Below are 17,465 nucleotides of genomic sequence, written 5' to 3'. Positions count from 1 at the left end.
TCTATCCCGAGCCCGCGGCGCGGAGGCGGCGCGGGCTCCGTCGCCGCCCCGCCGTCGATCAGCTCCGCGAGAAGGGGCGGTGGTGCGCGGCGCCGAGGTCGTCGAGGACCGCGGCGAGGATCTCCTCGGCGCGCTCGCCGGTGAGCGGCTCTCGCGCGGTCGTCTCGGCCGCCTCGGCCTCCTCGGCGGCGGGCTCGGAGGGGGTCTCGGCCTCCGAGGGCGTCACGGCGACGCCCGCGGGCTCCAGCTCCTCGGGCACCTCGACGGCGGCGGGCTCCTCGGCGGCGATGGGCTCCTCGGCCGGCCGGGGCGCGGGCTCCGGCTCGCCCTCGACGGCCTCCTCGACGACCGGCGCGACGTCGGCGGGCTTCGGGCGCCGGCCGAACAGCCGGGCGAAGAAGCCCGGGCGCGAGCGCGGCGGCTCGGGGGCCGGGGCGGCACGGGGCGCGGGCTCGGGCGTGGGCTCCGGCTTCGCCGGCTCCTGCGCCTCGGGCTCGTCCCACGGCGCCGCCTCGGCCTCCGGTGCGGCCGCCTCGTCCTCCGCCGCCGGCGCCTCGGGCTCCGCCTCGCCGGCCGGCTCCTCGACGTCGACGGTCGCCGCGGCCGGCTCGGCCGGCTGCGTCGGCGTCGCCGTGAGCGTCACCTTCGTCCCCCACCCGCTCGACTCGATCTCGACCGTGCCGCATGCGCGGTCGCCCTCCCAGGCGACGGTCGTCTCGGGGTCCGTCCGGGTGATGCGGATCTCGCCGAACTCACCGAGATGGCGGGCGAGGGCGGTGACGTCGCTCAGCTCGGCCCACAGCTCGGGCGGGCTCTTCACGAGTGTTCGGCGAACGGTGGCATCGGGCATCGCGACAAGAAGTTCCACCGACCTGCTGAACTTCCTCCCGGTTGCGGTCTTTTACGGATCCTGGTCCGGGACTTGCGCGTATGAGCATTCACATGCGAAGGACGATCGGCATCGCTCTCGCCGTCTGCGCGGCGGTCGCTGCGACTCTCGCCTCGGGGTCGTACGTCATCGGCTGCGTCGTGCTCGGCACCGCGGTCGAGGTCGGCGTCATCTGGGCGGCGTTCCGCGAGCCGGTCGCCGAGGGGGCCCGGCGCGACGACGACGAGGACGAGGGCGGCGGCGGCTGGCGCATGCCCGACCATCCGCCGGACCCGTGGCCGCCGATGTCGCCGGCCGCGAGGGACGCCTCCCACGGGGAGCGCGTCCTCACGCCGGCGTAGGGCCTCTCAGGTGTAGCCGCCCGGCTTCGCGACCATGAGGAAGACCGCGAGGGCGACGAGCGCGGCGGCGACGAGCCCGACCGTCCGCACGCGCGCGTACAGCGACTCGTACTCGGCGCTGAACTCCACCGTCGAGCCCGCGGCCGTCGCGATGTCCTTCTGGGCGAGCTCGGCGAGCCGGCGCTCCTGCGGCGAGAAGAAGGCGCCGCCGAGCCCGAAGAGGACGATGAGGATCGCCATCGGGCCGCTCACCCACGAGCGGTCCCACAGCTCGGCGTCGGTCGCGAGGTAGATGCCGGCGACGAGCACGACGACCATCCCCGGGGTGATCACCTTCTTGCCGATCTCGTCCTGGGCGAGATGGAGGGCCGCCATCGCATGGGGCTGGCGGCGCTTCACGAACTCGATGAGGACCGGGTAGACGAAGGTGATGCCGAACGCGACGACGACGCCGAGGACGTGCACGGCGACGACGACGTCGTAGAACCGGATCGCGAGCATGGGCGGGAAGCCTAGAGCGCAGCGGGCCCGGGCGGAACATCCTCCGCCGAGGGGCTCAGGCGGCGGCGCCCTCGACCACGGGCTCCGCGGGCGCGCGTCGGCGCTCGGCGAGGAGCACCGGCAGAAGCGCGAGGGCGAGCAGGCCGCCGGCGAGCGAGAGCGCGGCGTAGCTCGCGGAGGCGACGACGACGCCGCTCGCCATCCCTCCCCCCGCGCCGGAGAGAGCGACCCCGAGGTCGACCGTCCCCTGGGTCCGGGCACGCCGGGCGAGCGGGACGGCGTCGGTGACGAGCGCGGTGCCGCCGAGCAGCGCGAAGTTCCAGCCGAGGCCGAGGAGCGCGAGGGCGACGGTGAGGAGCGCCATCGACTCGGGCGGCGCCGACGCGGCGAGGATGCCGGCGAGGACCAGCGTCATGCCCCCTGCGGCGATGACCGGCCGGCGGCCGAGGCGGTCGAGGAGCTGCCCGGTGAGCGGCGAGGGGAGGAACATCGCGGCGATGTGGATCGAGATGACGATCCCCGCGTCGCCGATGCTGTGCCCGTGGTCGCGCATGTGGACGGGCGTCATCGTCATCACCGCGACCATGACGAGCTGGGCGAGGATCATCGCGGCCGCCGCGAGGCGCACCGTCGCGTCGGGGCCGGCCGGCGGCTCCGGCGCGCGGTCCCCGGCCTCGGCCCCTGGGGCGTCGAGCTCGCGGGCGACGAGAAGGGGGTCCGGCCGCAGGAGGACGACGACGGTGAGCGCGGCGAGCGCGTAGGCCGCGGACGCGAGCATGAAGGGGCCGGCGAGCTCGCGGACGCCGACGGCCTCGGCGATCGACCCCGTCGGCTCGACGAGGTTCGGCCCGACGACGGCCCCGAGCGTCGTCGCGACGAGGACCGTGCTCACGGCTCTCCCGCGCCGGTCGGGCGGGGCGAGGTCCGCTCCCGCGTACCGCGCCTGGAGGTTCGTCGCGATCCCGGAGCCGTAGAGGAAGAGCGACGGGAAGAGGAGCGCGACCGAGTCCACGGCGGCGGCGAGGACGACCCCCGCCCCGCCGAGCGCGCCGACCGCGTAGCCGGCCGCGAGCCCCGGTCGCCGCCCCGCGCGCTCGGACAGGCGACCGACGCCGATCGCCGCCCCGGCCGAGCCGAGCGTGAAGAGCGCGGCGGGAAGGCCGGCCGACCCCGTCGAGCCGATCATGTCCTCGGCGAGGAGGGCGCCGACCGTCACCCCCGCCGCGAGTCCCGCGCCGGCGAGGACCTGCGAGGCGAGGAGGACCCGCATCGTCCTCCGATGCAGGGCCTCTGTCGTCATCGGCTCAGAACGTCGGCGTGTACTTGCCGAAGACGTCCTGCATCGCGCCGCACACCTCGCCCATCGAGGCTCGGTCGCGCAGCGCGTTCTTGATGTGCGGCAGCAGGTTGTCGGTGCCGCGGGCCGCCTCGCGGAGCTGCTCGAGGCGCTGCTCGACGGCCTGCTGGTCGCGGTTCGCCTTGAACTCCTTGAGCCGGTCGACCTGCGCCTTCTCGGAGGCCGGGTCGACGCGGAGGAGGTCCGGCACCTCGAGCTCCTCCTCGACGAAGCGGTTGACGCCGACGACGACGTCCTGCTCGAGGCGGTAGCGCTCCTGGTAGCCCCAGGCGGACTCGTCGATCTCGCCGGTGATGAACTCGATCGCGTTCACCGACCCCCCGAGCTCGTCGACCTTGTGGATGAGGTCGTAGGCGCGGGTCTCGATCTCGGCCGTGAGCGCCTCGACGAAGTAGCTGCCGGCGAACGGGTCGACGGTGTCGGTGGCCCCGGACTCGTGGCCGATGATCTGCTGGGTGCGCAGAGCGGTCTTCGCAGCCGTCTCCGACGGGAGCGCGAGCGCCTCGTCGAAGCCGTTGGTGTGAAGCGACTGCGTGCCGCCGCACACCGCGGCGAAGCCCTGGAGCGCGACGCGGACGATGTTGTTCACCGGCTGCTGCGCGGTGAGGGTGACGCCACCGGTCTGCGTGTGGAACCGCAGCATCATCGACTTCGGGTTCTCGGCGCCGAAGCGCTCCTTCATGATCGTCGCCCACATCCGCCGGGCGGCGCGGAACTTCGCGACCTCCTGGAAGACGTTGTTGTGGCCGTTGAAGAAGAAGGCGAGACGCGGGGCGAAGTCGTCGACCTTGAGCCCGGCGTCGACGGCGGCCTGCACGTAGGCGATGCCGCTGCAGAGCGTGAACGCGACCTCCTGGACGGCCGAGCAGCCCTTCTCGCGGAAGTGGTAGCCCGAGATGGACACCGTGTTCCACTTCGGGATGTTGTCCTTGCAGTAGGCGAACAGGTCCGTCGTGAGCCGCATCGTCGGCTTCGGCGGGTAGATGTAGTTGCCGCGGGCGATGTACTCCTTGAGCACGTCGTTCTGCGTCGTCCCGCGGAGCTTCTCGCTCGGGACGCCCTGCTCCTCGCCGACGAGCTCGTAGAGGCAGAGGAGGACCGAGGCCGGCGCGTTGATCGTCATCGAGGTCGAGACCTCGTCGAGCGGGATCTGGTCGAACGCGAGGCGCATGTCGTCGATCGTGTCGATGGCGACGCCGGTGCGCCCGACCTCGCCGAGGCAGCGCGGGTTGTCGGAGTCGAGGCCGAGCTGGGTCGGCAGGTCGAAGGCCATCGAGAGGCCGGTGCCGCCGCGCGAGAGGAGGTAGCGGTAGCGCTCGTTGGACTCCTTCGCGCTCGCGTACCCCGCGTACTGGCGCATCGTCCAGAGCTGCTTGCGGTACATCTCCTTGTGCACGCCGCGCGTGTACGGGTACGAGCCGGGCTCGCCGAGGCGCTCCTCGAGGTCCGCGGGGATGTCGTCCGCCGTGTAGAGCGGCTCGATCTCGATGCCCGAATCGGTGAAGTGCCGCGGGTCGTCCTTGCCGACGATCGGGGCGACGGTCAGCCGGTCTTCGCGCTCAGGAGATGTGGCCATGCGGACAGCCTACGCGCGAGCGCGCGAGAGCGACGTGCCAGCCCCGGTGCGGGTCCCCGACGCGGTGAGTGTGGATCTGCCCGGCCGACAGCCGGGCAGATCCACACTCACGCCCCGGGGGCGGTGCGGCGGGCGACGAGCGTCGTGTGGAACGGCGTGCGGTGCTCCTCCGTCACCCGCAGGCCGACCGCTCCGACCATCGCGCGCAGGGCGCTCGGCGTGATCGCCCAGTACCAGTTGACGTAGCCGCGGGCGGGGTCGAACGGCTCGGTGTGGGTCGGGTGGATCCCGGGGGCGGGTGCGAAGACGCAGACGTTGCGCCGGCCGAGGCGCTCGGGGATCGTCTCGCTCGCGAGGAGGAGCGTCTCGCCGGTCACCGAGGCGAGCCGCTCGAGCGTGAGGAGCGGGTGCGGGGCGTGGTAGAGGACGCCGCTGCACCACACGACGTCGTGCGTGCCCAGCCCGGCGAGCGCGACCTCGTCGTGGAGGTCGCCCTGGACGAAGCGGACCTTCGAGTCGCGGCGTGCGTGCTCGGCCTGGTACTCGGCCGTCTCGCCCATGACGTCCATGCCGCTCACCTCGCGGGCGCCCGCCTCCTCGGCGGCGAAGGCGATCGCGCCGTCGACCGACCACATGCAGCCGATGTCGGCGAACGAGCGCCCGCGGGCGTGGCGCTCGACGAGCTCCTCGCGGGGCGGGGTCGCGCGCGAGAGCCGGGCGCGCAGGCGGGCGGGGACGAGCGGCATCGCCGGGAGGGTACGGACCCGCGGTAGCCTCGGTCCCGTGCACGTGACGGTGAAGCTCTACGCGGGCCTGCGCGAGGCGGCCGGCACCGACGAGATCGACCTCGAGCTGCCCGAGGGCGCGCGTGTGCGCGACGCCCTCGCGGCGATCGACCACCTCGCTCCGCCCGGGATGTGCCTCGTGCTCGCGGTGAACCGCCGGTACGCCGCGGAGGAGGAGTCCCTCTCACCCGGCGACGAGCTCGCGGTCGTCCCGCCGGTGAGCGGCGGCGCCGACGCCGTCCACGTCGCGGTGCGCGAGGAGCCGCTGTCGCTCGACGCGATCGCCGCGCGGGTCGCCGATCCGCGCGCCGGCGCCGTCGTCACGTTCGACGGCCGCACGCGCGACGTCCCGTTCCTCGACTACGAGGGCTACGTCGAGATGGCCCAGGACGTGCTGCGCGAGATCGCCCAGGAGGCCGTGGACCGGCACGGTCTCTGCGCGGCCGCGGTCGAGCATCGCGTCGGCAGGGTCGCGCTCGGCGAGCCGTCCGTGCTCGTCGCGGCGAGCGCGCCGCACCGCCCGGAGGCCTTCGCGGGCGCACGCGAGATCATCGACGCGCTCAAGGAGCGTGCTCCCTTCTGGAAGAAGGAGGAGGGGGCGTGGAAGCACGAGTCGACGCCGCCGGTGCAGCGGCGAGACGCTCCCGCAGCCGGTCCCTGACCGCCGGCCACTCGTCGTCGATGATCGAGTACCAGGCGGTGTCGCGGACGCCCACGCCCGGGATGATCCGGTGCTTGCGATGGATCCCCTCGAACGTCGCGCCGAGCGCGAGCATCGCGCCGCGCGACCGCGCGTTGCGCTCGTGCGTCTTGAGCTCGACGCGCAGGCACCTGAGCGCGTCGAAGGCGTGTCCGAGCATGAGGAGCTTGGCCTCGACGTTCGCGCCGGTGCCCCACGCGAGCGGTGAGAGGAAGGTCCAGCCGATCTCGACGCCGCGGTCGGCGGGGCGGAGCGTGAGATAGCGCGTCGACCCGATCGCGACGTCGTCCGCCCGCCGGACGGTCGCGAAGGGAGCCTCGGTCCCCGCGGCGCGCGCGTCGAGCGCTCCGCCGAGCCACGCGTCGAAGGCCTCGCGGCTCGCGGGGCGCTCGGCCACCCATCGCCACACCTCGGGGTCGCGGGAGGCGTCGAAGAGGTCGCCGAAGTGCCGCTCGGCGAGGGGCTCGAGGCGCACGATCGTCCCCTCGAGCGTGGGATCGAGGGGCACAGGCCATGCGTGGCCTGCCGACCCCTCGGGCACTACAGCGCCCCGCCCGCCGCGGCCGGCGCCATCGGGTCGTCGCCCTCGGCCCCGGGGCTCTCGCGGGCGAGCCACTCCTCGGCGCGCAGCGGATCGTCGGCCTTCTGCGCGCGCTCGACGATCGCGAGGAGGTCGTTCATCGAGGCGACCTCCTCGACCTGCTCCTTGATGAACCACTGCATGAACTGCTCGCTGGAGTAGTCGCCGTGCTCGCGGGCGACCGAGGCGAGGGCGCCGATCTGGTCGGTCACGCGCTTCTCCTGCTCGAGCGCCGTGCGGACCGGCTCGATGATGTCGCTGAAGTCGTTGCGAGGGCCCGCGACGGCCGGGATGCGGACCTCGGCGTCGGCGTCGAGGAGGTACTGCACCATCATCATCGCGTGGTTGCGCTCCTCGACGGCCTGGGCGTAGAAGAACGCGGCGAGCCGGGGAAGCGTCTGGGCGTCGTAGTGGACGGCGACTGCGACGTACTGCTGCGAGGCGGCGAACTCGTTGGCGATCTGCTCGTTGAGCTTGTCGACGAAGGGGGCGGCTGGCATCCCCACATCGTAGGACCGCCCCCGGTCGTCGTCATTCCTGTTAGGTTGCCCGAAGGCAATCCCGACCGGTGTGGTACGGGTTGCTGCGGACGATCATGGCGAAGACCCTCACCACCGGCACCACCGTCAAGGCGAAGAAGCGCTGCTGCAAGGACAAGCCGCGGTGCAAGAAGTGCCCGGTCGTCTGCAAGCGGCTCGAGAAGGCGGGATACCTCGAGCGCGAGGGCGCCCGGCGCTACGTCGTCGTCGAGATCGTCCCGAAGTCGGCCCTCAAGGCCGCCCGCGCCCGTGGCAAGTAGCGCCCGCGGGTAGGCTCCCGCGCCATATGGCCACCTGCCTCGTCACCGGGGGCGCCGGGTTCCTCGGCTCCCATCTCTGCGATGAGCTCCTCCGCCGGGGGAACCGCGTCATCTGCGTCGACAACCTCGAGACCGGCTCGCTCAAGAACATCGAGCACATCCGGTCCGCCGACTTCGTCTTCCGGCAGGTCGACATCATCGAGCCCTACCGGAGCGACGAGCCCGTCGACTTCGTCTACCACCTCGCCTCGCCCGCGTCGCCGATCGACTACCTCCGCCTCCCGCTCCACACGCTGAAGGTCGGCTCGTACGGGACCCACCACTCCCTCGGGCTCGCGAAGCGACATCGCGCGCGCTTCCTCATCGCCTCGACCTCCGAGGTCTACGGTGACCCGCAGGTGCACCCGCAGGCCGAGGACTACTGGGGCCACGTCAACCCGATCGGACCCCGCGGCGTCTACGACGAGGCGAAGCGCTACGCCGAGGCCCTCACGATGGCCTACCACAACCAGCAGGGCGTGGACACGGCGATCATGCGGATCTTCAACACCTACGGGAGCCGCATGCGGGCCTTCGACGGCCGCGCGATCCCCACGTTCCTGCGCCAGGCGCTCCTCGATCGCCCGATCACCGTCTTCGGCGACGGCAGCCAGACGCGGTCCTTCTGCTACGTGAGCGACCTCATCGACGGGATGATCCGCCTCGCCGAGAGCGGTGAGCACTTCCCCGTAAACATCGGCAATCCCGACGAGTTCACGCTCCTCGAGCTCGCCCAGACCGTCGTCGAGGTCACCGGGTCGAAGTCCGAGATCGTCTTCGAGGCGCTTCCCACCGACGACCCGAAGCAGCGCCGCCCCGACATCACGCGCGCGCAGGAGCTGCTCGGCTGGAAGCCCACGATCGGGCTCCGGGAAGGCCTCGAGAGGACCCTCGCCGACGCCGGTCGAGACGCTCTCATCGGCACCGCGCGCTGATATCCGGCGCGCGTCGCAGCGCGAGACGCCGGAACATCTGGCAGGGTTGCGGCGTTGGAAACCGGGAAGATGCGCATGTCGACACGGGCTCCGGATACCCGGCGGGAGGACCCGCCCGCCCAGCCGGCGACCACTGAGGTCGCCGGTCCGCTGCCCCTGCCCGAGCGCGACGTGCGCTCCAAGCGCCCGCCGGCGCTCCGCTTCCTGCTCCGGCTCGACACCCTGCGGCGCGTCGCCCGGGTCGTCTCGCTCCTGTGGCTCGACCTCGTCGGGATCACCGCGGCGATCTTCACGGCGCTCTCGATCAAGTACGTCGCCCGCGACGCGTTCGAGCTCGAGGTCGTGCTCGACCAGACGCACGACTACGCGACCTTCGCCTACCTCATCACCGCGCTCCTCTTCGCGCGATCGGACATGTACGCGAACCGCGCGAGCCGACCGGGGCTCACGCGCATCGTCGCCTCGCTCTTCCAGGTGACGGTCGTCGCGCTCATCTTCTCGCTCGCCAACGGGAAGACGTTCTCGAGCTACTACATCTTCTACGGCTCCCTCGCGTTCGCGATCGCGTACGTCAGCCTCCTGCGGTTCTCCTACGAGCGTCTCACCGGGGTCCTCCTGCGCGCGGCCGGCTACGAGCGCCGCGCGATCCTCGTCGGCACCGGGCACCACATCGAGCAGGTGGCGCACGCGCTGAAGGCGGGGGACAGCGGCGGCCTCCACCTCGTCGGCTTCATCTCGCTCACTCCGCGCCCCGACAACGGCCTGCCGTCCCTCGGCTCGCTCGACGACCTCGACGACGTCATCGCCGAGCACCGGGTCCACGAGGTCATCATCGCCGACCCCGACTTCCCGCAGCAGCAGGCGGTGGAGCTCGTCGACCGCTGTCATCAGGGCGGCGTCCGCGTGCGGGTCGCGCCGTCGACGATGGAGATCCTCATCCACCGCGCGGAGTTCGTGCCCGGGCAGTCCGTCCCGCTCTTCGAGCTCACGCCCCCGGTCTTCGAGGGCATCGACTTCGCCGTGAAGCGGACGTTCGACGTCGTCGTGAGCGCCCTGCTCATCCTCTTCCTCTCGCCCGTCCTCATCGCCTCGGCGCTCGCCGTGCGACTCACGTCGAGGGGGCCGATCGTCTACCGCTCGATGCGCCCGGGGATCGGCGGCCAGCCGTTCGCGTGTCTCAAGTTCCGCACGATGTACCGCGACGCCGACGAGATGCAGGCGCTTCTCGAGGAGCACAACGAAGCGGGCGGCGCGATCTTCAAGATCCGGGACGACCCGAGGGTCACGCGCGTCGGGCGCTTCCTGCGGAGCTTCAGCCTCGACGAGCTCCCGCAGCTCTTCAACGTCCTGCGCGGCGACATGTCGCTCGTCGGGCCGCGACCGCTCCCCCAGCGCGACTTCGACCGCCTCGAGGACTGGCACCGCAAGCGGTACCTCGTGCTTCCGGGTATCACGGGGCTGTGGCAGGTCTCCGGGCGCTCCGACCTCGATTTCGACGATCTCGTGCGGCTCGACTTCCTCTACCTCGAGCGCTGGTCCGTCTTCCTCGATCTCACGATCCTCGTGAAGACGATCCCGGCCGTGCTCACGCGCAACGGGTCGTACTGAGGGCCGGCGACTCGTGACGCGCCGCCGGCTCGTGGCAGTCGGGCTCATCGGCGCCATCGTCGTCGCCGTCTTCGTGGTCGCGGTCGTCGTGCGGGAGCGGCAGGTCGGCGGCGAGCCGAACGCGCCGGTGCCGCTGCAGGAGAAGGCGCCGTTCGACATCGGCACGGCGGTCCCGTTCCCCGCTCTCGACGGCTACTCGGGCTATCGCGAGGAGCTCGCTCGCGAGTTCTCGTCCGTGACGCCGGAGAACGCGATGAAGTGGGGTGTCCTCGAGCCCGAGCGCGGCGAGTACGACTGGTCGCCGGCGGACGCGATCGTCGACTTCGCCGCCGACCGGGGCATGGGCGTCCGCGGGCACACGCTCCTGTGGCACAACCAGCTCCCTCGGTGGCTGACCGGGCGCGACTGGGAGCGGGCGGAGCTCCGCGAGGTCCTCCGCTCGCACATCCGCACGGTGATGGAGCGCTACCGGGGCCGCGTCGCCGAGTGGGACGTCCTCAACGAGATCGTCGCCGACGACGGGTCGGGACTCCGCGAGTCGCTGTGGTCGGACGTCCTCGGCGAGGCCTTCCCGGCCGATGCGCTGCGGTGGGCGCGCGAGGCCGACCCGGACGCCGAGCTCTACATCAACGAGATCGCCGCGGAGGCCCCCGGCCCGAAGGCCGATGCCTACTTCGGGCTCGTCCGGGACCTCCTGGGCGCGGGCGCCCCGCTCGACGGTGTCGGCTTCCAGGCGCACTTCAACCTCGACGGGGTCCCCGAGGGATTCGAGGACAACCTCCGTCGGTTCGCCGAGCTCGGCGTGGAGGTGCGCATCACCGAGCTCGACGTCGCGCTCCCGCTCCCGGTGACGGAGGAGAAGCTCGCCGCCCAGGCCGACATCTACGCCGAGGTCGCCCGTATCTGCCGCCGCGTGGAGGGGTGCGGCGGCATCACGGTGTGGGGCTTCACCGACCGCTTCTCGTGGATCCCCGCGACGCAGCCGGGCTTCGGGGCGGCGACGCTGCTCGACGACGACCTCGATCCGAAGCCGGCCTACCGCGCGTTCGCCGCGGCGCTCAGCGACTGAGCCGCTCGACGTCCCCGTCGTCGCGGCCGAGCAGCGCCTCCGCGGCGAGGCCGAGGAAGAGCCCGTGGTCGACGACGCCCGGCGTCGTGAGGAGCTGCTGGTGCAGGAGCGACAGCGACGCCTCGGCGGGGATCTCGGCATCGACGACGAGGTGGCCGTCAGCGGTGATGAAGGGGTTGCCGTCGTCCTCGAGGCGCAGCTCCGGATCGCCGACGAGGTGCGCGAGCCGGCGCACCGTCGTGGCGGCCCCGAAGCGGACGACCTCGACCGGCAGCCGCCGGGTCTCCCCGACCCGGCCGACGAGCTTGGTGTGCTCGGCGACGACGACGAACCGGCGTCCTGCGCAGACGACGAGCCGCTCGCGCAGCATGGCCCCGCCGCCGCCCTTGAGCAGCTCGAGGTCCGCCGTGAGCTCGTCGGCCCCGTCGAGCACGAGGTCGAGCGCGGTGTCGGCCATGAGCGGCAGGACGGTGAGGCCGGCCGCCTCGGCCGCCTGCTCGGTGCGATCCGAGGCGCACACGCAGACGACGGTCGCGGCCTCGGCCCCGAGCCGCGCTCCGATCGCCTCGGCGGTGGCCCACACCGCCCGACCGGACCCGAGCCCGAGCTGCATCCCGGGCGCGACGAGCTCGGCGGCGGCGCGGGCGGCCGCCCGCCGCGCGAGGGTGGGAGAATCAGGGCACATGGGGGAGTTCGCCCGCTACCGGTACCTCTTCGAGCAGATGGTCCGGCGAGAGCTGCGTCAGAAGTACCAGGGCAGCGCCCTGGGCGTCGCGTGGTACATCGTCAACCCGCTCGTCCTCATGGGGGCGTACTACCTCATGTTCGGCGTCGTCTTCCAGGTCGCCGAGCACGACGACTACCCGCTCTTCCTCATGGTCGGCCTCGTCGTGTGGATCTTCTTCAGCCAGGCGCTCCTCGCCTCGGCGCCGTCGCTCCTCGACCAGGGCGCCCTCATCCGCAAGGCGCCCTTCCCCCGCGAGACGATCCCCGGTGCCGTCGTGACCGTCCAGATGGTCACGTTCGTCGTCGTCCTCGCGCTCGTCGGGCTCGTCACGCTGGCGCTGCGGGGGACGGTCGACGTCGCGCTGCTCCTCCTCCCGCTCGTCCTCGTCGCCCTCTACGTCTTCGTCCTGGGCCTCGCGCTCGCGGTGAGCGTCCTGCACGCCCACTTCCGCGACGTCGCGCCGATCCTCAGCGCGATCCTCCTGCCCTGGTTCTTCCTCTCCCCGATCTTCTTCGAGCCGTCCGACATCACCGAGAAGGAGGCGGCGCGCTTCGCGATGGAGTGGGTGAACCCGGTCGCGCCGTTCATCAGCGCCGTGCGCGACGTCCTCTACGCCGGGTCGGTCCCGGACGCCGGCGTGCTCCTCTACGTCGTCGTCGCCGCCGGTGTCGCCCTCCTCGCCGGGCGCGTGCTGTTCGCCCGGATGCAGCGCGAGCTGGCGGTGATCGTGTGACCCTGCGGCCCGGCGAGATCGTCCTCGAGCACGCGACCCGGTCCTTCAGCGTGCGCGCCGACCGCGGCCGCACGCTGAAGGAGCTGCTGCTCGGCCGTGCGCGGGCCGCCGACCGCCTCGGTCCGGGCGTCGTCCGGGCGCTCGACGACGTGTCGCTGCGCATCTCGCCCGGCGAGACCGTCGGCATCGTCGGGCGCAACGGCGCGGGGAAGTCGTCGACGCTCCGCGTCCTGGCCGGCATCGTCCCGGTCGACTCGGGCCGGGTCGAGCTCGGCGGCGACGTCGTCTCGCTCCTCGAGCTCGCCGCCGGCTTCGGCCGCGACTTCACCGGCCGCGAGAACGTCCTGCTCGGCGGCGCGCTCTACGGGATGAGCCGGGAGCAGATCGAGTCGCGGCTCGACGAGATCCTCGCCTTCAGCGAGCTCGGCGAGTTCGTCGACGTTCCCGTGAAGACGTACTCCTCGGGCATGTACGTCCGGCTCGGCTTCGCGATCGCCGTCCACCTCGAGGCGGACATCCTCCTCATCGACGAGGTGCTCGCGGTCGGCGACGAGGCCTTCCAGCGCAAGTGCGAGGAGCGCATCGCGCGCCAGGTGGCGGGCGGCGCGACGCTCGTCCTCGTGAGCCACGACGCCGCCCTCGTCGAGCGGACCTGCGAGCGCCTCGTCATCCTCGACGGCGGCAAGGTCGTGTTCGACGGTCCGGTCGCCGACGGGATGCCGCTCTACCACGAGATGATGGCGACGCCGGACGCCCCCGCCCACCACCGGGTGGTCGCTCCGTGAGGCCCGAGGACGCGCTCGAGGCCGCTCGGGAGCGCGCCGCCGCCGCCCGCGCCGCCGGCGCGTACGCCGACGACCTCTCGGGGTTCGCGATCGAGCCGACCGACCGGGTGAGCACCGAGACGCTCATGGAGTGGGCGGTCATCGAGCCCGACGAGGACCTCATGCGCTCGACGCGGCGGCTCGGCGCGCCGATCACGTGGGTCAAGCGCCTCCTGCTCCGCGGCCTGCAGCAGCACTTCAACGAGCTCACCTCGCAGGAGTCGCGCTTCCACATGCACCTCCTCGTCCACGTCGCCGAGCTCGAGGACCGCGTCGCGCGGCTCGAGGAGGAGCTCGCGCAGGCGCGGGGCGAGCGCGGGCCCGAGGCGGACGGGTGAGGGTCCACCAGGTCCTCAGCGGCGCCGGCCCGGTCGACGCGGTGACGACGCAGGCCCGCGTGTTCCGCGACCTCTTCCGCTCCTGGGGGTGGAGCGGCGACATCTTCGCCGCGCACATCGATCCGCGCGTCGCGAAGGAGGTCGAGCCGCTGCGCGCGCTCGAGGGCGCGCTGCGGCCCGACGACATCGTCCTCGTCCACTTCTCGGCCTACGCGCCGCGCCTGCGCCGCGTCCTCGACCTCCCGAACCCGACGCTCCTCATCAGCCACAACGTCACGCCGGCGCGGTGGTTCTGGGACTACGAGCCGACGGTCGCGGTCCACTGCGCGCTGGGGCGGGCGCAACTTCCCGAGTACGCGGCGCGCGCGGACGTCGTCGCGGGCGTGAGCGCGTACAACGCCGCCGAGCTCGGCAGCGACGTCGTCCTGCCGATCCTCTTCGACCCGACGCCCCTCGGCGCGGGCGGCACGGCGCGCGGCAGCCATGGGGGGGAGGGGGTGGGTGGGCTCGAGCTCCTCTTCGTCGGCCGGCTCGCCCCGCACAAGCGCCAGGACGAGCTCATCCGGCTCCTCGCGCTCCTGCGGCGCCACCGGCTCCCGGGGGCGCGCCTGCGCCTCGTCGGCGAGCCGCTCAACCCCAACTACCTCGACGCGCTCCGCGGCCTCGCCGACGACCTCTGCCCGGGCGCCGTGACCTTCGAGAGCGGGCTCTCGGTCGACGAGCTCGCCGACCGCTACCGCTCCGCCGACGCCTTCGTCTGCCTCAGCGAGCACGAGGGCTTCTGCATCCCGCTCCTCGAGGCCTTCCACGTCGGCGTGCCGGTCGTCGCGCGGCCGATCGGCGGGATCCCGGAGGTCGCCGGCGACGCGGCGCTGCTCGTCCCGGACCGCGACCTCGTGGTCGTCGCCGAGCTCGTCGCGCTCGCGTGCGAGGACGCCGAGCTGCGGGCCGAGCTGCAGCGGCGTGGCGCCGCGCGCGTCGGGGCGTTCGACCGCGACGCGACGGCGAGCGCGCTGCGCGGCGCGATCGAGCGGACCGCCGCGGCGGGGCGCGCGGGCGCTACGGCAGGGGCGTGAGCTCGAGCCGCGGGCCGGTCCACGGCCCGCCGTCGAGGTAGAAGTGCCCGGTGCGCCGGTGGAGCCCGAAGGAGAGCGTCTCGCCCCCATCGGTCGCGACCTCGACCTTCGGCCCGTCGACGCGGACGATCGTCACGTCCTCGACGTGGGCGAGGTGATGGACGCGGGCGGGGGCTCCTGGCGTGGGGAGAACGCGTGAGGCGGCCACTCGAGAAGGGTAGGGTGTCCTGGCGTGAGCGGTGTCGCCGGCGTCGTCCTCCAGCTTCCTGACGCGCTCGCGCGCCGCGTCCACGACGGCCCGCGGGACGGCGTCGTCGTCGGCGTCGACGGCGGGGCGACGAAGACCTTCGCGGCGGGGCTCGACCTCGCGACCGGTGCGGTGACGGTCGGCCGCGCGGGACCGGCGAACCCGGACGCGATCGGTCTCGGGACGGCCGTCGACGCGCTCGCCGAGGGCGTCGCGGAGGCATGCGGAGGCCGCGGCGACGTCCGTGCGGTCGTCATCGCCGGCGCGGGCACCGACAGCGTCACCCTCGGGGCGGCCGCGACCGGGCGGATCCCGGGGTCGATCTTCGTCAACGACGTCGTCGCCGCATGGGCAGCCGTCGCGAACGGCGACCCGGCGATCGCGATGATCGCGGGGACGGGCTCGAACTGCCTCGGCGTCGACGGGCGCCACCGGGGGTTCCGCGCGGGGGGATGGGGGCACGTCTTCGGGGACGAGGGCTCGGGATGGTGGCTCGGCCGGGAGGCGGTCACCGCGATCCTCCACGCGCTCGACGGCCGCGGACCCGCGACGGCGCTCACCGAAGCCCTCTGCGAGGAGCTCGGCGCCCCCGACGCGGGCGCCGCGGCGATCGAGCTGTACGCGCGGGGCACCCCGAAGCACGACGTGGCCCGCCTCGCCATCCACGTCTCGGACTGCGCCGCGGCCGGGGACGCGGTCGCGACCGGACTCCTGCGCACGGCCGGGGAGCAGCTCGCCCGCCACGTCGTCGCGGTCGCCGACGGCCTCGGCCTCGGCGCGGACGCCGTCCTCCCGGTCGGCCTCACCGGAAGCACCTGGAAGGCCGGCGGCGCCCTGCGCGCGTCCTTCGACGCCGCGGTCGCCGCGCGCCTCCCGCGCGCGGAGCTGCGGCGCTCGGACGACCCGCCGGTCCTCGGCGCGCTCGCGCTCGCGCTCCACGCGACCGGCCGCAGCGACGCGGTCCACACCCTCATCCCCGCCGCCGCCGACCACCTCTGATGCGCCGAACCGGATTCCTCCGTTGCCATGGCCACGGAGGAATCCGGTTCGGCGGTCAGGGGAGGGTGATGGTGCCGTCCGGCGCCATCGTCCAGTGGGGGTTGTAGGCGACCTCCCACGGGTGGCCGTCGGGGTCGACGAAGACGCCGGAGTAGCCGCCCCACTCCGTCGAGGCGCCCTCGCGCGCGATCGAGGCGCCGGCGGCACGCGCCTCGTCGAGGACGCGGTCGACCGCGGTGGGCGAGCCCACGTTGTGCGCGAGCGTGATGCCGCCCCAGCCGCCCCCGTCGGAGGTGCCGCTGTCGGCGGCGAGCTCCTCGCGCGACCAGAGGGCGACCACCATGCCGCCGCTCTGGAAGAACGCGACGCCCTGCGCATCGACGTCGTTGGCCGGCGTCCACCCGAGCCGCCCGTAGAACGCGACGGCGCGCTCGAGATCGGCGACGCCGAGGGTGATGAGGCTGACCCGCTGCTCCATCCCACACACCATGCCAGCTCCGGGCCTCGTCCCCGCGCCGGATCCGGCGGTCAGGCGAGGAGGGCGTGGATGCGGGGGAGGAGGTCGCCGACCGCCTCGTGGGCCGCGGCGACCGCCTCCGGCGGCTCCGCGCCCGCGGCGATCTCGAGAGCCGCGACGGTCGCGAAGACGTCGCCCGCCCCGGTGTCGTCGATGAGGCCGACGGGCGTCGGCGCGACGACCTCCGCGCCGCCCGGCCACCGGACCGTCGCCGGCCGGTGGCCGTCGGTGACGATGAGCGCTCCGCCCTGCGCGACGGCGCGCTCGCCGAGGTCGCGGATCCACGCGAGCTCCGCGGCCCCGAGGACGACGACGACGGGGCGGTCGAGGCTCGCCGCCCAAGCGGGGTCGACGAGCCGGGGGTGGACCTCGCCGCCCCCGTCCGGCCACTCGCGGATGAGGCCCTGGGGCGTCAGGACGACGACCGCGTCGTCCGGGCAGCAGGCGAGCCATCCCGGCTCGAGCTCGGCGGCGACGGGACCGAGATGGACGACGCCGCCGTCGGCGGCGAGATCGCGCGGCGGCACGGGGGGCGCCACGGTCGCGACGGTCTGCTCGCGGGCGCGGTCGGTCCCGCGGTTCGTGAACGAGGTCGTCGTCGCCGCAGCCGTGCGGAGCAGCTCGACCGGGACGTCGATCCCGTCCTCCGCCGCCGCGCTCGCGGGGACGAGCGCCTCGATGTCGTCGGCCGCGCACGTCACGATCTGCGCCGGGACGGCGCGCAGCGCAGCGGCGAGGGCGCCGTAGACGACGGACCCTCCCGCACGGCGCCGGTCGTCGCCGAGGTGATCGACGGTGACGTGCCCGACCCCGACGTACACCGGT

The 17,465-nt window shown here is 73.3% G+C and carries 22 protein-coding genes; 11 read left to right on the top strand and 11 right to left on the bottom strand.

The features are described from left to right. Nucleotides 1-58: 58 nt before the first annotated feature. A complete protein-coding gene (locus tag ACME2J_RS01210; protein WP_495543033.1) occupies nt 59-820 on the bottom strand; it encodes a hypothetical protein in 762 nt (253 codons plus the stop codon). Nucleotides 821-942: 122 nt separating this feature from the next. Here ACME2J_RS01210 and ACME2J_RS01205 point away from each other — a divergent pair, with 122 nt between their 5' ends. Then, nucleotides 943-1,230 (top strand): hypothetical protein, encoded by a 288-nt coding sequence (locus ACME2J_RS01205; RefSeq protein ID WP_495543032.1) that lies wholly within the window; start codon nt 943-945, stop codon nt 1,228-1,230. Between the two features lie 6 nt (nt 1,231-1,236). On the opposite strand, the gene ACME2J_RS01200 is transcribed toward ACME2J_RS01205, so the two are convergent. The 4 genes from ACME2J_RS01200 to ACME2J_RS01185 form a co-directional block, all read right to left on the bottom strand. Continuing rightward, complete coding sequence (locus ACME2J_RS01200) at nt 1,237-1,731, bottom strand: DUF2269 family protein (RefSeq protein ID WP_495543031.1); 495 nt, start codon at nt 1,729-1,731, stop codon at nt 1,237-1,239. Between the two features lie 55 nt (nt 1,732-1,786). Continuing rightward, nucleotides 1,787-3,031, bottom strand: coding sequence for an MFS transporter (locus ACME2J_RS01195; protein WP_495543030.1), 1,245 nt, complete (start codon nt 3,029-3,031; stop codon nt 1,787-1,789). Nucleotides 3,032-3,035: 4 nt separating this feature from the next. After that, complete coding sequence (locus ACME2J_RS01190; protein ID WP_495543029.1) at nt 3,036-4,664, bottom strand: acyl-CoA mutase large subunit family protein; 1,629 nt, start codon at nt 4,662-4,664, stop codon at nt 3,036-3,038. Nucleotides 4,665-4,771: 107 nt separating this feature from the next. Next, entirely contained in the window at nt 4,772-5,410 is a 639-nt protein-coding gene (locus ACME2J_RS01185) for a class I SAM-dependent methyltransferase (RefSeq protein WP_495543028.1), read from the bottom strand. A 37-nt stretch (nt 5,411-5,447) separates the two neighbouring features. On the opposite strand from ACME2J_RS01185, the gene ACME2J_RS01180 reads away from it, so the two are divergent. Continuing rightward, a complete protein-coding gene (locus tag ACME2J_RS01180; RefSeq protein WP_495543027.1) occupies nt 5,448-6,110 on the top strand; it encodes a molybdenum cofactor biosynthesis protein in 663 nt (220 codons plus the stop codon). On the opposite strand, the gene ACME2J_RS01175 is transcribed toward ACME2J_RS01180, so the two are convergent. Both ACME2J_RS01175 and ACME2J_RS01170 read right to left on the bottom strand, forming a co-directional pair. Next, nucleotides 6,010-6,657: a GNAT family N-acetyltransferase gene (locus ACME2J_RS01175; RefSeq protein ID WP_495543026.1), complete on the bottom strand. Its 648-nt coding sequence runs from the start codon at nt 6,655-6,657 to the stop codon at nt 6,010-6,012. The genes ACME2J_RS01180 and ACME2J_RS01175 overlap by 101 nt on opposite strands. A gap of 32 nt (nt 6,658-6,689) precedes the next feature. Beyond that, a complete protein-coding gene (locus ACME2J_RS01170) occupies nt 6,690-7,229 on the bottom strand; it encodes a ferritin (RefSeq protein WP_495543025.1) in 540 nt (179 codons plus the stop codon). 95 nt (nt 7,230-7,324) lie between these two features. Between ACME2J_RS01170 and ACME2J_RS01165 the strand changes: the two genes are divergently transcribed. The 4 genes from ACME2J_RS01165 to ACME2J_RS01150 all read left to right on the top strand — a co-directional run bounded on the left by ACME2J_RS01165 (nt 7,325) and on the right by ACME2J_RS01150 (nt 11,179). Further along, entirely contained in the window at nt 7,325-7,528 is a 204-nt protein-coding gene (locus tag ACME2J_RS01165) for a hypothetical protein (RefSeq protein ID WP_495543024.1), read from the top strand. Between the two features lie 26 nt (nt 7,529-7,554). Further along, entirely contained in the window at nt 7,555-8,502 is a 948-nt protein-coding gene (locus ACME2J_RS01160; protein WP_495543023.1) for a UDP-glucuronic acid decarboxylase family protein, read from the top strand. Between the two features lie 75 nt (nt 8,503-8,577). Beyond that, nucleotides 8,578-10,110, top strand: coding sequence for a sugar transferase (locus ACME2J_RS01155; RefSeq protein ID WP_495543022.1), 1,533 nt, complete (start codon nt 8,578-8,580; stop codon nt 10,108-10,110). A gap of 13 nt (nt 10,111-10,123) precedes the next feature. Then, nucleotides 10,124-11,179 carry an endo-1,4-beta-xylanase gene (locus ACME2J_RS01150; RefSeq protein ID WP_495543021.1) on the top strand — a complete coding sequence of 352 codons (1,056 nt, stop codon included), beginning with the start codon at nt 10,124-10,126 and terminating at the stop codon, nt 11,177-11,179. On the opposite strand, the gene rpiA is transcribed toward ACME2J_RS01150, so the two are convergent. Continuing rightward, nucleotides 11,169-11,864 carry a ribose 5-phosphate isomerase A gene (rpiA, locus tag ACME2J_RS01145; RefSeq protein WP_495543020.1) on the bottom strand — a complete coding sequence of 232 codons (696 nt, stop codon included), beginning with the start codon at nt 11,862-11,864 and terminating at the stop codon, nt 11,169-11,171. The two genes, ACME2J_RS01150 and rpiA, sit on opposite strands and share 11 nt — an antisense overlap. On the opposite strand from rpiA, the gene ACME2J_RS01140 reads away from it, so the two are divergent. From ACME2J_RS01140 to ACME2J_RS01125, 4 genes are read left to right on the top strand one after another with little or no spacing between them, the layout of a single operon-like run. Next, nucleotides 11,863-12,639 (top strand): ABC transporter permease, encoded by a 777-nt coding sequence (locus ACME2J_RS01140; protein WP_495543019.1) that lies wholly within the window; start codon nt 11,863-11,865, stop codon nt 12,637-12,639. The genes rpiA and ACME2J_RS01140 overlap by 2 nt on opposite strands. Further along, nucleotides 12,636-13,424: an ABC transporter ATP-binding protein gene (locus ACME2J_RS01135; RefSeq protein ID WP_495543018.1), complete on the top strand. Its 789-nt coding sequence runs from the start codon at nt 12,636-12,638 to the stop codon at nt 13,422-13,424. Before ACME2J_RS01140 ends, ACME2J_RS01135 begins: the two co-directional genes overlap by 4 nt. Next, a complete protein-coding gene (locus ACME2J_RS01130; RefSeq protein WP_495543017.1) occupies nt 13,421-13,801 on the top strand; it encodes a hypothetical protein in 381 nt (126 codons plus the stop codon). Before ACME2J_RS01135 ends, ACME2J_RS01130 begins: the two co-directional genes overlap by 4 nt. After that, nucleotides 13,798-14,877 carry a glycosyltransferase gene (locus ACME2J_RS01125; protein ID WP_495543016.1) on the top strand — a complete coding sequence of 360 codons (1,080 nt, stop codon included), beginning with the start codon at nt 13,798-13,800 and terminating at the stop codon, nt 14,875-14,877. The genes ACME2J_RS01130 and ACME2J_RS01125 overlap by 4 nt, the downstream gene beginning before the upstream one ends. Here ACME2J_RS01125 and ACME2J_RS01120 read toward each other — a convergent pair. After that, entirely contained in the window at nt 14,861-15,085 is a 225-nt protein-coding gene (locus ACME2J_RS01120; RefSeq protein WP_495543015.1) for a hypothetical protein, read from the bottom strand. The two genes, ACME2J_RS01125 and ACME2J_RS01120, sit on opposite strands and share 17 nt — an antisense overlap. 24 nt (nt 15,086-15,109) lie before the next feature. Here ACME2J_RS01120 and ACME2J_RS01115 point away from each other — a divergent pair, with 24 nt between their 5' ends. Then, on the top strand, nt 15,110-16,123 hold the full coding sequence (locus tag ACME2J_RS01115) for an N-acetylglucosamine kinase (RefSeq protein ID WP_495543014.1): 1,014 nt from the start codon (nt 15,110-15,112) through the stop codon (nt 16,121-16,123). Between the two features lie 55 nt (nt 16,124-16,178). On the opposite strand, the gene ACME2J_RS01110 is transcribed toward ACME2J_RS01115, so the two are convergent. Together ACME2J_RS01110 and ACME2J_RS01105 are read right to left on the bottom strand one after the other, a co-directional pair. Further along, a complete protein-coding gene (locus ACME2J_RS01110; protein ID WP_495543013.1) occupies nt 16,179-16,601 on the bottom strand; it encodes a VOC family protein in 423 nt (140 codons plus the stop codon). 50 nt (nt 16,602-16,651) lie between these two features. Continuing rightward, nucleotides 16,652-17,461: a carbohydrate kinase family protein gene (locus ACME2J_RS01105; RefSeq protein ID WP_495543012.1), complete on the bottom strand. Its 810-nt coding sequence runs from the start codon at nt 17,459-17,461 to the stop codon at nt 16,652-16,654. Nucleotides 17,462-17,465 lie beyond the last annotated feature (4 nt).

The sequence above is a fragment of the Paraconexibacter sp. genome, from assembly GCF_059438195.1.
The sequence above is the reverse complement of the archived record's forward strand: the minus strand, read 5'-3'. Positions and strand labels throughout refer to the sequence as shown.

Excerpts from the sequence above, each read along its gene's own strand:
- ACME2J_RS01200 (WP_495543031.1), bottom strand. The coding sequence starts at position 1,731 with ATGCTCGCGATCCGGTTCTACGACGTCGTCGTCGCCGTGCACGTCCTC.
- ACME2J_RS01110 (WP_495543013.1), bottom strand. The coding sequence starts at position 16,601 with ATGGAGCAGCGGGTCAGCCTCATCACCCTCGGCGTCGCCGATCTCGAG.
- ACME2J_RS01190 (WP_495543029.1), bottom strand. The coding sequence starts at position 4,664 with ATGGCCACATCTCCTGAGCGCGAAGACCGGCTGACCGTCGCCCCGATC.
- ACME2J_RS01165 (WP_495543024.1), top strand. The coding sequence starts at position 7,325 with ATGGCGAAGACCCTCACCACCGGCACCACCGTCAAGGCGAAGAAGCGC.
- ACME2J_RS01160 (WP_495543023.1), top strand. The coding sequence starts at position 7,555 with ATGGCCACCTGCCTCGTCACCGGGGGCGCCGGGTTCCTCGGCTCCCAT.
- ACME2J_RS01170 (WP_495543025.1), bottom strand. The coding sequence starts at position 7,229 with ATGCCAGCCGCCCCCTTCGTCGACAAGCTCAACGAGCAGATCGCCAAC.
- ACME2J_RS01155 (WP_495543022.1), top strand. The coding sequence starts at position 8,578 with ATGTCGACACGGGCTCCGGATACCCGGCGGGAGGACCCGCCCGCCCAG.
- ACME2J_RS01195 (WP_495543030.1), bottom strand. The coding sequence starts at position 3,031 with ATGACGACAGAGGCCCTGCATCGGAGGACGATGCGGGTCCTCCTCGCC.
- ACME2J_RS01185 (WP_495543028.1), bottom strand. The coding sequence starts at position 5,410 with ATGCCGCTCGTCCCCGCCCGCCTGCGCGCCCGGCTCTCGCGCGCGACC.
- ACME2J_RS01205 (WP_495543032.1), top strand. The coding sequence starts at position 943 with ATGCGAAGGACGATCGGCATCGCTCTCGCCGTCTGCGCGGCGGTCGCT.
- rpiA (WP_495543020.1), bottom strand. The coding sequence starts at position 11,864 with ATGTGCCCTGATTCTCCCACCCTCGCGCGGCGGGCGGCCGCCCGCGCC.
- ACME2J_RS01140 (WP_495543019.1), top strand. The coding sequence starts at position 11,863 with ATGGGGGAGTTCGCCCGCTACCGGTACCTCTTCGAGCAGATGGTCCGG.